Origin of the sequence: Rheinheimera baltica (assembly GCF_030731985.1) — a bacterium.
In the GTDB taxonomy this organism is placed as follows: Bacteria; Pseudomonadota; Gammaproteobacteria; order Enterobacterales; family Alteromonadaceae; genus Alishewanella; species Alishewanella baltica.
Genome location: NZ_JAPJDY010000002.1, coordinates 91,167 through 104,143, shown reverse-complemented (window position 1 = coordinate 104,143; position 12,977 = coordinate 91,167). Strand labels below are relative to the sequence as shown.

Here is a 12,977-nt window from a genome sequence, read left to right as displayed (position 1 = left end):
TTTTTAGTTAAAAGAACCCGCCACTTTTGGCGGGTTCTTTTATTTCCCGATGCTATTAATTTACATCAATCTTGTAAAGCAAAGCGCTTCGTTTTACACTGCGTGCCCTTTTTAAAAAGTGTGCTGGTGTTATTGTTAAAACCGTATTGCTGCTTGCAGTCGGTTGCAATATAGCGTGACAAGCTAAACGCCTGGCTAACATTCAACGCAGGAGCGGGACAATGGCAAAAAAAGCAGTAATTCTGGTACTAGATAGCTTTGGCATTGGCTATGCTCCCGATGCCGACAAATTTGGCGATGTCGGCGCTAATACCTTTGCCAGTATTGCTAAAGTATTTCATGCAAAAAAAGGTCGCCAGCTAGCGTTGCCTAATTTGGCTAAACTGGGGCTGGTAAAAGCAGGCGCTGCGGCTTCTGGTGGCCAGCAAGCTGATATTGTTGATGCGACAACGGTTAATGGCGGTTATGGTTTTGCGAGGGAACTTAGCAGCGGTAAAGATACCCCTAGCGGGCACTGGGAAATGGCCGGTGTACCTGTGTTGTTTGACTGGGGCTATTTTTATGACAAAACCAACAGCTTCCCTGCCGATTTTCTCGATGAATTATGTCGCTTAACAGGCGTGCCCGGTATATTGGGCAACTGCCATGCTTCGGGCACCGACATTCTAGTTAAACTGGGTGACGAACATATCAAAACTGGAATGCCTATTTGTTATACCTCAGCTGACAGTGTGTTTCAGGTTGCGGCACATGAAGAGCACTTTGGTTTAGCGCGGTTGCTGGATTTTTGTTTGGTTGCCAGGCAGTTGCTAGACAAATATAACATTGGTCGAGTCATTGCCAGGCCATTTTTAGGTGATAACGCGGCAAACTATGCCCGCACGGGTAACCGTCGTGACTATTCTGTGCTGCCCCCTGCGGCTACAGTGTTGGATAAGCTTACGGCTGCAGGCGGCAAGGTAGTTAGTATTGGCAAAATTGCTGATATTTATGCGCATCAGGGTATCAGTGAAAGTATTAAGGCAACTGGTTTACCTGACTTAGTCGATCAAACACTGCAACAGATGGCAATCCAAGCAGACAATAGCTTAGTGTTTACTAACCTGGTCGATTTTGATCAAAACTTTGGTCACCGACGCGATCCTATTGGATATGGTGAAGCACTGGAGTATTTTGACCAGCGTTTACCAGCAATAATTGCAGCTTGTGAACCTGATACCTTATTAATACTTACCGCAGATCACGGTTGTGATCCAACCTGGCCAGGTACTGAACACACTCGGGAATATATTCCGGTGCTAGTGTATAAACCCGGCATACAAGACGTTGATTTAGGCGAACGTATGACGTTTGCTGATATAGGCCAGACTTTGGCCGACTATTTTGGGCTGGACGCTATGGCGCACGGCGATTCATTTTTAACCAACTTAAACTAAGAGACCATTATGGCCACTCCGCATATTAATGCGCCAGCAGGCGCCTTTGCTGAAACTGTTTTAATGCCAGGCGATCCGCTTAGGGCAAAACACATCGCAGAAACGTTTTTAACGGATGCAGTTTGCGTTAATACTGTACGCAACATGTTTGGTTACACGGGTACCTATAATGGTAAGCCGGTTAGCGTATTAGGTTCTGGCATGGGTATTCCATCGATGTCGCTTTATGCTACAGAGTTGGTAAAGTTTTACGGTGTGAAAAACATTATCCGTATTGGCTCCTGTGGTGGTTTGCCGCTGAGTGTAAACGTACGTGACGTGGTTATCGGTATGGGCGCCAGTACGGACTCTAACGTGAACCGCAACCGTCTGGCCGGTATGGATTTTGCTGCTATGGCCAGCTTTTCGTTATTAGAGAAAGCCGTTGCAGCGGCGCGAGCGAAAAATATTGACGTTAAAGTGGGCAATGTTTTTACCTCTGATTTGTTTTATAACCCAAGTGAAACCTTGTTCGATACGCTGGAAAAATACGGTGTATTAGCCGTTGAAATGGAAGCTGCCGGGTTATATGGTGTAGCGGCAGAGTACGGCATTAATGCCTTAGCCATTTTTACAGTGAGCGATCATATCCGCACTGGAGAAGCGTTAAGCGCAGAGTTACGTCAAACCAGTTTCAATGAAATGGTGGAAGTGGCATTAGGCTGCTTATAATTTTTCTTATCTGATTTTGCAGGATAACGCTATGTCATTATCAACCAACAAAATGTTCTATGTATCATGGGAAGCCTTTCACCGTGCTACTAAAGAGTTGGCGCATCAGTTGCTGGACAAGAAATACGACGCTATTGTGGCAGTTAGCCGCGGCGGCTTGGTGCCTGCTGCTATTTTGGCGCGCGAGTTAAACATTCGTGTGGTAGACAGTATTTGTGTTGCCAGCTACGAGCATGACAAACAGGGCAGCCTTAGTGTGTTAAAAGATGCCAGTTTAGCAGATTCGACAAGTCTGCTTATTGTGGACGATCTGGTGGATACCGGCGAAACAGCAAAAGCCTTGCGTGAGCACTTCCCTAAAGCGTGTTTTGTTACCGTGTATGCCAAACCACAGGGTAAACCCTTGGTTGACCATTACGTTACCGATATTGAGCAAGACACCTGGATCCAGTTGCCATGGGATATGGAGCTAGCCTACAGCGCCCCGCTGGCGGAAAAATAACAGCATTAACGGGCCCGCTTTTGCGGGCTTTGTTTTGAAGGACGAATGATGAGTAAACATCAAATAATATTGGATCTACCAGCTTGGGTTGATGAGCTGGTCGATTGGCAGAAAGTGTATCAAAACGATGACGATAAAATGGCGCTGGCCGTTGAGCTGTCTAAACAAAATGTGCTGCGTGGCACCGGTGGGCCCTTTGGTAGCGCGATTTTTGATATAAGCAGTGGCAAACTAGTCAGTGTTGGTGTTAACCGCGTGATGCCGCTACATAACTCTACTGCCCATGGCGAAATGATGGCGATTATGTTGGCCGAGCATAATATTCAAAGTTTCAGCCTGTCCGCTGATGGCGTAAAACGCGAACTGTTTACCTCGTGTGAGCCGTGCGCTATGTGTTTAGGTGGCACTTTATGGAGTGGCGTTAAGCGTTTAGTATGCGCCGCTACAGCCGATGATGCGAGGGCAATTGGCTTTGATGAAGGGCCGGTTTACGACAGCAGCTATGAGTATTTAAAAAATGCTGGCGTTGAAGTCGTCAGACTGGTGCAGCGTGATGCCGCCAATGCGGTATTGCAACATTATGTCAGTGATGGCGGTACCATTTACAACGGTTAAGGCCGATCAGTGAAAGCTGTATCAAGGCTTCTGATACAGCTTTTTCGCCACAAACAACTCTTCTACTTTTTGCCGCGCCCAAGGCGTTTTGCGCAAGAATTTCAGGCTGCTTTTTACCGAAGGATCACTTTTAAAACAGTTGATATCAATTTGTTTGGCTAAGCCTGGCCAGCCAAGATGATTTACCAGTGCGGTAACAATTTGTTCCAGCGTAACGCCATGCAGCGGGTTATTCGCTTGTGACATAAAAACTCCTTCAACGGGCAGACAAAAAAATAGCCACTCTTGGTGGCTATTCTATCAGAGCAAGCGCTTATAAACGCTCTAATACTGCAGCGGTAAAGTCTGTTGTGCCAAAGCTACCGCCTAAATCGCGAGTGGTGCGATCGCCGGTGGCAATAACGTCAGCCAGAGCTGAACGGATTTTCTCTGCTTTATCCTGCATACCTAAGTATTCCAGCATCTGGATTGACGCCAGGATAACTGAACTTGGGTTAGCCAGGTTTTTACCGGCAATATCCGGTGCGCTGCCATGAACTGCTTCAAAAATAGCACAGTCAGTACCAATATTTGCACCCGGTGCCATACCTAAACCGCCAACTAAACCAGCACATAAATCTGACAGAATATCGCCAAACAAGTTTGTAGTAACAATAACGTCAAACTGCTGTGGGTTCATTACCAGTTGCATACAGGCGTTATCAACAATCATTTCCTGTGCTTCAATATCAGGGTAGCGTGTTGCGACTTCGCGTGCAGTTTTCAAAAATAAACCTGAGGTTGATTTCAGAATATTGGCTTTATGTACAATAGTCACTTTCTTACGTTTTTCGCGCCGAGCAGTTTCAAAGGCGAATACTGCGATGCGCTCTGCGCCATCGCGCGTCACAATACTGGTGGCTTCTGCTACCATTCCATCAGCTGAAACCACCTGACCATGTCCTGAGTACATGCCTTCGGTATTTTCGCGGATGGTAATAATATCAATGTTCTCATAGCGGGCTTTAGTGCCTTTAAAGGAGATCACTGGGCGTACGTTAGAGTACAGGTTAAATTTCTTACGCAGTGTCACGTTAATTGACGTGAAGCCTTCGCCCACAGGGGTCGTTAATGGGCCTTTTAATGTGATTTTATTACGTGCAATAGCGTCTAATGTGGCTTGTGGTAATAATTCACCGGTTTTTTCCAGTGCTGTTAAGCCAGCATCAACGTATTCGTAGTCAAATTCGCAGCCAACTTTTTCAAGTACCTCAATGGCGGCTTCAACAATACTTGGGCCTATGCCATCGCCTTTAATGACAGTAATAATTTGCTTGCTCATGGGGATCCTTAGCTGTCGTATATTTTTCGGAAAGAGGGCCTCTGGCGGGCCTGAAAACGGCGCAGAATATAGCATTTTTCGGCGGATTACGCCAGTTTGGTGCAAGTTTACGCCAGTTATCTGCGTTATACCCTATATAACGCTGGTGAATGGTGTAATAAAACTACAATGTAAGTGCAAGCGGAAAATAGCATTGGCTGTCAGTGGCCAGCTGCATTAGCCAGTTTGCCGGGCTGCCAGTATCCGATATATTTTTTTGCTTGGCGTGTTGCAAGCAACGTATTAGTGGTTGGGCGTTGAGGTTTGCAAACAGCACCAGATTGCTATGCCAGGCCAGTTGTAGCGTCAGCACGTTGATATCTCCGGCGGTGGGTATATTCTGTTGCAGGCTTTGTAGCCATAAGCGCACAGGTTCAATCCACTCGTTAAGATGGTAGTGGTCTAATAATGCCAATAAAAAAGACAACGTTGATGAATTATTGTAGCAGCTAAAGTCCAACGCTGGTCGCACGCCTTGAGTACAGCGTTGCAGTAAACTGTTGTTGTAACTATGGGGTTCAAGCCATAGCGGTGCACATAAGCATAGCGCCAACGCCCGGCTGCGAGCGCGTCCTGGTAGTAATTTATTAATGGTATGGCCCAAACAGGCGCTGAATTGGTGTAACAAAGCATGCTTAGGATGATGCAACTGCGCCATGCTAGAGTGTAATTCTGACTCGGCTAATACATAAGGTACCTGTTCGCTACCTATTAAATTTAATGCAAGGCGAATGTCGTGTATTTGTTGTTGTTGCCGGTTTAGCTGGCTGGCCAAAGCCAGAAGGGGGGCTGCCAGCTCACTAGACTGACTTAAATATTCTACTAATTGACCCGTGTTAGCTTGATATAACTGCCTAAACCTGGAGTTGGTGATTAAGTCGCTTCTGTCTGTGTTTACTGACAGCGGTGTTTGGCTATGGCAAAACATCGTCAGTATGTGTCGTAGCAAGCTAATCTCGTACTCACTTTTAGTCTGACTAATTCGCTGGCCGATATGCTGAAGCAGTAAAGAAGGATGAAGATTGGGCCTGGTCAGATATTCCACTTCAGTCAGTAACAGGCTAAGTGGTTGTTGTTGCCATGGCGCAATATTGCGCTCCGTAGGATAGCAACCAGCCAGAACACGGTGTAAAGCAGTACTATTATTTGCACCTTGTAATAGCCGTGCAGCAGCTAACGCAGGGTAGCGTTGTAGTTTCGGCCATTGTCGTACTTGCGGCATTGTTGTTGCCAGTACACTGCAAAATCCTGCTTGAAGCACGAGTTGAATACTGTCATCAGGCCAACGGTAATGCTGACAAAGTAGCAACAGCAATTCTAGTTGCAATACTGTGCTGGGTAACGGTATCGGCTGCTGCCAAAGGGTTACGCTTGCAGCAGGCAATGCCAAACGTTGTGCGCTAAGTTGATGGCTCAGGCTAATAAGTTTAACGGTGTCGTCATTTGATGCCAGCGTCGCAGAGCCTCGTTCTAGTGCGCTGAGGTAGTGCTGCCAGGCCGGATCATTAATTGGCATTGGCTGCAATAGTCTGGTATTGAGACACGGCAGCATCTCCAATAGCAATTAGTTGGCGATTTTTAAACAGTAACGCTGTGCACTCATCGGCAGTGGTGATGCCATCTACGGCATTACGATGCGTGCGATAATATAAAACCTGGTAGGTAAAGCCACTTTTGAGCAGTGCCATCGTGATATCTGGACTACCCAGACGTTCCAGCACCTGCAGTTGAGAAATATTATCCTGCAGTTGATAGTGACTGATAATTTTATGATTAAATACTTGCCTGTCCACCCAGCTCATTTGCTCAACATCATCCTGATACCAGAACAACACCGCCATAGTGAGTAGTACATAAATCACCAGACCACAGCCAAACAGGGTCATTTTGCTGATACGAAATTTTGCCATAGTAGGTTGCACTCTGGACATGATTAGCATTCGTCAACCAGACCAACGCGCATATCCTGAAGATTTAAGCCAAGTTGCACGTCAGTTCTAAGCGTGAGAATTTGCATAAAAATTTTGATTTGCTCTTTGTGCTGCAGGATTTTTTCACGCAGCTTTTTATGGCAGTCTGGATGTTCCAGCGCTTCGGTAAGCGTTGCTCCTAGCGCTAACAAGTCATGAGCGCCTTTGGGGCCAATACCATGCACGCCTGGCACATTATTGGTGTTATCACCAACCAGGCTCCAGTAACGCACCAGCTGTGCTGTACCCACACCAAATTTTTCTTGTACGCTTTGTTCTGAATGAAACTGTCGGGTAAAGGCATCATAAATTTGAATGTTTGCAGCTAACAATGGTAAGAAACCTTTGTCTGTAGATATTATCGTTACCTGCTGATCATGCTGAGCAAGTTTAACGGCAATTGAAGCGATAATATCGTCAGCTTCGTATTCTTCCTGTAACAGGCTACTAAAACCCAGCTTATTCATGCTTAACCGTAATGCCCCCAGAGCATCAGCTAATAAGCTTGGCATCGGTTTGCGGTTTGCTTTGTACTCTGGATACAGTTGTTTGCGCCACGCACTACCTCGGCCATCAAATACCAGCAAGGCATGGCTAGGCTTTAATTCCTGGGTGAGGCGCGTTAAAGCCTGCTGCAACATTTGTTCAGTATTTCGTACAATTTGGAGTTTGGTACTTTCTGCTACGTCATCTGCCATAGGGAGATGGGGACGCTCTTGCACGGCGTATAAGCGTCGAATTAAATTCAACGCGTCAATGAGTAACAGATGGGCCATTTAACGAACAACCTTGTAACAGGGTTCATATTTACTACCGGGCAATTTCATCCGGCCTTGCTCGACAAAGGCGTTTAATAACGTATCCATCATTTGCATCAGTTTGGGTTCACCGCTTAATTGAAATGGACCATGTTGACGGATGGCTTTAATACCCTCGTCTTTCACATTGCCTGCAACGATACCAGAAAATGCACGGCGCAAATTAGCCGCGAGTGTGGCGCTGTCCTGATCAAGGTGCAAGTCCAGTGCGGCCATATTCTGGTGATTCGGGACAAAAGGTTGCTGGAATCCGGATTCAATTTGTAGCGTCCAGTTGAAATGATAAGCATCACCAACAGATTTACGGTAATGTCTGACCTCTGCTGCGCCCAGTTTTAGTTTACGTGCAACGGCTGCTGCATCGTCAATAATTATATCAATCAGCGCGAGCGCGCGTTTGCCAAGCGTTTGCTCGATAAAGCTGGCAATTTCATTAAAATAGGCCTCGCTTTGCTTGGGGCCAGTTAGAATGATGGGCAAGGTTTGTTGCTGGTTATCTTTATGCAACATGATGCCTAGTAAATACAGTAATTCTTCCGCTGTGCCTGCACCCCCCGGGAAAACGATGATTCCGTGAGCAACGCGAACAAAGGCTTCCAGTCGCTTTTCAATATCGGGCAGGATGACCAGCTCGTTAACAATAGGATTCGGTGGCTCAGCTGCAATAATACCGGGCTCCGTTAGGCCAAGATACCGGCCGCTACTACGGCGTTGTTTATTGTGGCCAATAGTGGCACCTTTCATAGGGCCTTTCATCGCTCCCGGGCCACAGCCAGTACAAATGTCCATGCCTCGAAGGCCTAATTCATAGCCAACTTCTTTAGTATATTTATACTCGCCTTCATTGATTGAGTGTCCTCCCCAGCAGACGATCATATTTGGCTCATTGCTTGCGTCAATCACCCGGGCGTTGCGCAGAATATCAAATACAGTGTGCGTAATATGATCACTATTACTAAGATCTAACCAGCTTTTGTGGCTTAGTAATCGGCTGTGATAAAACAAAATATCCCTTAGTACGGCGAACAGGTGTTCATGAATACCTTTAATAATTTGGCCGTCAACAAATGCGCTTTGCGGTGGATTAAATAACTCAATTTTTATTCCACGTTCACGGCTTATTAAGTTGACTACAAAGTTTTGATATTGCTCATAAATTTCAGCGGAGCTGTCAGTGTGGCTACCAACGTTTAGCACCGCAAGACAGCAGTTTCGAAACAGCTTGAAGGCTTCTTGTTGGGTGTTTTGTTTTAAATGATCAACTTCGAGTTGTGACAATAAATCCATAGACCCTAGTGGGTTTAGCTGCACATGCATATGTGCTCCTTAAAATAAATGAGAAGGCAGGCTACTTTAAAATGACTTTATCCCGTCCGGCTTTTTTGGCCTCATAAAGGGCTTCATCTGCCCGGTCAAAAGCACTACGATTAGTATCTTTAATATCAAATTGCGTTCCACCAAATGAAATGGTAATAGGCACACTAACATTTTTGAATTTAAACGGAATTTTGCCTATTTTTTCTCTTAGCGCATTTAGGGGCTCAGTTAGTTCGCTGAGTGAGGTTTCTGGAAAAAGGATAATAAATTCTTCACCACCATATCGGGCAATAAAGTCAGTTTCACGTAAACTATTCTTCAGGGTTTTGGCGATCACTTTTAGGGTTTTATCACCGGCGCTATGGCCATAACTATCATTGATATTTTTGAAATGATCAACGTCGCCTAACACAACACAAAGTGGTTTTTTGTAACGCTGCCAGCGCTTGATTTCTAGTTGATAACGTTCATCAAAGGCTGCACGGTTAGGAATTTCAGTAAGGGCATCTTGTAAACTTCGGAAGTTTTGATCTGAAATCCGTTTCTTAAAGATGCTGGCTTCAGTTTCTAATTGGTTAAGACGACGTTCCATATCACCGAGTGTTGCCAACAAGCTTTGACGTTCCTGTTGTTCCAGCAACTCTTTTTCCCGCAAAGAGCCGGTAATAGCGGATAATTTATCTCCAACCAAGGCTTTTAGTTGTTCTAACGAGGTGGCTTTTTCGCTCGCTTCACTCAAGTGTTCAATTTGCTGCTCAATCTGTTGATTAAGCACCTGCATCTTCTGTTTTAATTCAGATGATGTCGTTAACGACGACACGACTGATTGCTGTACCGACGACAATGCATCGTTTAGCTTTAGTAGAAATTGCTCTGCTGACTGTCGTTCACTATTTATGCTATTGATAATAATACTGATGGTTTTTAAACAGGCTTCAAGCAAAGCGTCTATTGGCAACTTGTCCAACAAGCTTAAGCGGATATTATCCATCTCTACTGCACTGTCTTCGGCAAAGGCTAACTCACTGAGTAAATTAGTCAATTCAACACTTATTTGCCGGCAAATATGGCCATAGCGATCGTCGTCAGTGTTTTCAGATGCCAGCAACTGCTTTGCCTGCAGCGCGTGCTGGTAAAGTGTTGTCAGGTCTGTTAAGTGGGGTAAAAATGCATGTACCGTGGCCGACGGCGCTTCTACTTTGCCTAATAATTCACGTAGTGAGCGTCTTAGCTGATCAGGTAAGCCTTTTTGTTGTTGCAGAAGTTTACCGGCTTGTGTCAGCCCTTTTTGAACGCGCTGCATTTCTAAATGCTGCTTCGTTTCGAGCTGTTTAAGGCTCTCACTAGTGCCTTCAATAAACGGCAGTAGTTTTTCTAAATCTGTGCCACGGCTCAGTTCGGTTCGCAGTTTGGCCAACCTATTGTCCAGCTCAACATCAACTCCCTTGCACACCAGCGACAATCTGGAAACAAACAACGCCAGAATTTTAAACTGTGCTTCGTAGGTATCTTCCAGTGCTTTGCGAGCCCGAAGTGCATTAGTTAGTTGTTGTTTAGTGTCATTCTGCAAAGGCATCACCTGCTTAGCAATGTTTAAATGCATGTTTAAACTAAGTATATCGACTATCGCTGTAAATGCGATCTCTGATTAGACGTAAATGCGCAAAATGTGTAAAAAAGCGGGCATTAAGGCCCGCTGAGGTAAGGAATGATTCTTTTTCTGATTTACTTCTTACACAAATAGTAAGGTAACCAAGATTGTTCTTCTGTAGAGGTAAGATATTGCATGCATTGCACTCCTGTTTTGGTACTGCTGCCCGACAGTCCATCTACCGAGCGCTGCATATTTAACCAGAAAAGCGCATTTTTTGAAAGTTAGATTGTACTATTTCAGTTTAACTTTCATTTTTATCCAGTCTGCAAGGTATAGCTAAAAAATTTAAATCAATTTTTTCAATAGCTTGAGTTTTTATTTGTCATTTAATTTTTGTAATCCAACTCGTAATGTTACAGCTTATTGACGACTTAAGCGGATAGCCGGTGGGGTATAGGGTTCACTGCTGCGGTAGGGGTTTATATCTAAGCCACCACGACGAGTGTAACGGGCATATACCGCCAGAAAGCTGGGCTGGCAATGTGCCCAGATGTCAGAAAATATACGCTCGACACATTGTTCATGGAATTCGTTATGGCTACGAAAACTAATTAGATAACGTAGTAATGCGGCATGATCTAATGCGGTACCACGGTAATGAATATAAATACTCGCCCAGTCAGGCTGAGAGGTTATTAAACAATTAGATTTGAGCAAATGCGAATGGAGTTTTTCTTCTACAATATCAGCATCTGGCTGCGTTTTGAGCAAACTGGCATCGTACTGATAGTGAGCAATCTCAATATCAAGATCGTCTATACAGTGTCCGGGTATCCAGGTTGGTTGAAACGCCATAATTTCGTTAACGTTATGCAGACTTACTTTTACAGACTTGCCAGCACAAGCCGATAAGTCACGCTGTAAATGCTGATAAACCTGGCCTAAATCTGAAAATCGGCTTTGGTTAAAGCTATTTAAATACAGCTTAAAAGATTTAGATTCTATTAAGTTAGCTGAATCATACGGGACGGTAAAAGTGGCAAGTGCAACAACCGGCTTACCTTTAGCATTTAACCAAGACAGTTCGTAACCATGCCATATATCCTGCCCAACAAAAGGCAAAGCGCCAGCGTCTAAGCCAATATCATCGCGGCCTAAACTTCGCGGCACGGCCTGCAACAGGCTGGCATCATACTTGTCGGCATAGGCGGTTATTTTACCCAGGCTTAACCCGGTTAGAATGTCTGATTGGCTGCTGCTCATGTCGGTTACTGTCATCACGGCGAGGTTAACGTTACAATGGCGTCAGTTTATCATAAATATCGACGGAAAATCGCGTGACTCTGGCAAGCAATTACACACAGTTTGTGCAACAGGCCATTCAGTGGCATCAACAACAACAGCAATTGTTAATTACCTGGGCTGATCCGGCCAGTCCATCGCCCTGTCAGCAAGGTGATATTGTTGATAACCAAGTACCTTGGCAGCCAGTTCAGCAACAACCCATGGCAGATTTTACTAATGTGGAACAGGCTCTAGAGCTGACACTGCACGAGGATATTAAAGCGTTTTATAGTTTGTATTATGGTGCAGGTTTAGCGGCGGAGCATAAAAGAGGCAAATTGGCGTTGCTAATGGTGTGGAATAGTGAGGATGTGAAACGCTTGCAGGAGAACATCATTGGTCATATTTTGATGAAACGGCGCTTAAAGCAACGTGAAACGGTGTTTTTTGCCACTACAGAGGACGATGATATTTTGCTGTCTGTGTTAAACAGTACCGGTGAAGTATTTTTGGAGTATGTCGGGCAGGAAGTGACGGAAAAATTAGCCGATGATCTGGCAACGTTTATTCAGGACATTACCCCATGCAACTATGATGGGCTCTGACAATCCCAGGCAATGTTACTCACCAAGCGACAGTTATCGCATTTAAAGTCAAAAAGATCATGTAGCGGTTGTGGTAGCCGCCAGTTGTTGCCGCATCCAGGGCATTGCTTGTCAAACTCATGCGCACAGTTAGTACTACTGCCGCTGTAAAGGGCAAAGTAAACCCTGGTGTTATTGTCTCTTTCTAATTGCGACGCCAGTTTACGGCCCTGCCGGTTAAGTTGGCTATGTAGTAGCTGCAGACTGCGCTCGGCTCCTTTTCGTAACACCCGTGTTTCTTGCATTTGGATCTCGTCCAATGCTTGAAATTGCAGTTGCCAACGGATGAGCGCTTCATGATCCACACCATGAGGAATAAGCTTATACAAGGGGATCGGCGCGAAATGTTCAGCACAACGAACGGCTGAGCAAGTATCGTTAAAGCGGCTATACAGAATGTAATTGTCCGCGTGTTCACAAGGGTCGGTATGCTGAGACATAACATCCATACCCAGCAGCTGTAATTGCGGATAGGCTAAACCGGCTGTTGCCAGCTGCTGTAACGCGTATAATCCTGGTGTGCTGTGGTGTTTATGCAGTAACGCTTGCTCTTCAGGTATTACGATACGACTACTAAAAACATCTTGCTGCCAGGCCGTTGGGAATTCGCGACCTAGCACCTGGCCGCTAAAAATTAGTTTTTCAATATAGCCGCGGATTGCTATTTCAGCGCGGGTGAAATCAGTATCAGCAATTACCTTAAATTGAAGCTCGGCTAGATACATG

At 45.2% G+C, this 12,977-nt stretch carries 14 protein-coding genes; 5 read left to right on the top strand and 9 right to left on the bottom strand.

The annotated features are described in order from the left end of the window. Nucleotides 1-221: 221 nt before the first annotated feature. Genes ORJ00_RS03400 through ORJ00_RS03385 form a run of 4 tightly spaced genes read left to right on the top strand, consistent with a single transcriptional unit; the run spans nt 222 to nt 3,264 of the window. Nucleotides 222-1,436: a phosphopentomutase gene (locus tag ORJ00_RS03400; protein WP_306138987.1), complete on the top strand. Its 1,215-nt coding sequence runs from the start codon at nt 222-224 to the stop codon at nt 1,434-1,436. 9 nt (nt 1,437-1,445) lie between these two features. After that, on the top strand, nt 1,446-2,147 hold the full coding sequence (deoD, locus tag ORJ00_RS03395; RefSeq protein WP_027669804.1) for a purine-nucleoside phosphorylase: 702 nt from the start codon (nt 1,446-1,448) through the stop codon (nt 2,145-2,147). Between the two features lie 31 nt (nt 2,148-2,178). After that, nucleotides 2,179-2,649: a xanthine phosphoribosyltransferase gene (gene gpt / locus ORJ00_RS03390; RefSeq protein ID WP_370302819.1), complete on the top strand. Its 471-nt coding sequence runs from the start codon at nt 2,179-2,181 to the stop codon at nt 2,647-2,649. A gap of 48 nt (nt 2,650-2,697) precedes the next feature. Then, nucleotides 2,698-3,264, top strand: a complete 567-nt coding sequence (locus ORJ00_RS03385; protein WP_027669806.1) for a nucleoside deaminase — start codon at nt 2,698-2,700, stop codon at nt 3,262-3,264. 21 nt (nt 3,265-3,285) lie between these two features. Here the strand turns inward: ORJ00_RS03385 and ORJ00_RS03380 are convergent, their stop codons facing one another. The 8 genes from ORJ00_RS03380 to queF all read right to left on the bottom strand — a co-directional run bounded on the left by ORJ00_RS03380 (nt 3,286) and on the right by queF (nt 11,586). After that, nucleotides 3,286-3,510, bottom strand: coding sequence for a VF530 family protein (locus ORJ00_RS03380; protein WP_306126150.1), 225 nt, complete (start codon nt 3,508-3,510; stop codon nt 3,286-3,288). Nucleotides 3,511-3,577: 67 nt separating this feature from the next. Then, a complete protein-coding gene (locus ORJ00_RS03375) occupies nt 3,578-4,585 on the bottom strand; it encodes an isocitrate dehydrogenase (RefSeq protein ID WP_027669808.1) in 1,008 nt (335 codons plus the stop codon). Nucleotides 4,586-4,748: 163 nt separating this feature from the next. Next, nucleotides 4,749-6,140, bottom strand: a complete 1,392-nt coding sequence (locus ORJ00_RS03370; protein WP_306138986.1) for a hypothetical protein — start codon at nt 6,138-6,140, stop codon at nt 4,749-4,751. Then, entirely contained in the window at nt 6,130-6,534 is a 405-nt protein-coding gene (locus tag ORJ00_RS03365; protein ID WP_305975066.1) for a DUF3192 domain-containing protein, read from the bottom strand. The genes ORJ00_RS03370 and ORJ00_RS03365 overlap by 11 nt, the downstream gene beginning before the upstream one ends. 23 nt (nt 6,535-6,557) lie before the next feature. After that, a complete protein-coding gene (xni, locus tag ORJ00_RS03360) occupies nt 6,558-7,370 on the bottom strand; it encodes a flap endonuclease Xni (protein ID WP_306136822.1) in 813 nt (270 codons plus the stop codon). Next, nucleotides 7,371-8,729: a nucleotide 5'-monophosphate nucleosidase PpnN gene (ppnN, locus tag ORJ00_RS03355; RefSeq protein WP_306138985.1), complete on the bottom strand. Its 1,359-nt coding sequence runs from the start codon at nt 8,727-8,729 to the stop codon at nt 7,371-7,373. It lies immediately after the preceding gene. 31 nt (nt 8,730-8,760) lie between these two features. Beyond that, on the bottom strand, nt 8,761-10,305 hold the full coding sequence (locus tag ORJ00_RS03350) for a GGDEF domain-containing protein (RefSeq protein WP_306139229.1): 1,545 nt from the start codon (nt 10,303-10,305) through the stop codon (nt 8,761-8,763). 438 nt (nt 10,306-10,743) lie between these two features. Continuing rightward, the gene (gene queF / locus ORJ00_RS03345; protein ID WP_306126155.1) at nt 10,744-11,586 is read right to left on the bottom strand and encodes an NADPH-dependent 7-cyano-7-deazaguanine reductase QueF; all 843 of its coding nucleotides are present in this window, start codon (nt 11,584-11,586) and stop codon (nt 10,744-10,746) included. Nucleotides 11,587-11,660: 74 nt separating this feature from the next. Between queF and syd the strand changes: the two genes are divergently transcribed. Beyond that, complete coding sequence (syd, locus tag ORJ00_RS03340; protein ID WP_306138983.1) at nt 11,661-12,212, top strand: SecY-interacting protein; 552 nt, start codon at nt 11,661-11,663, stop codon at nt 12,210-12,212. On the opposite strand, the gene ORJ00_RS03335 is transcribed toward syd, so the two are convergent. Beyond that, nucleotides 12,197-12,976, bottom strand: coding sequence for a DUF2310 family Zn-ribbon-containing protein (locus ORJ00_RS03335; RefSeq protein WP_306138982.1), 780 nt, complete (start codon nt 12,974-12,976; stop codon nt 12,197-12,199). The genes syd and ORJ00_RS03335 overlap by 16 nt on opposite strands. Nucleotide 12,977: the final 1 nt, after the last annotated feature.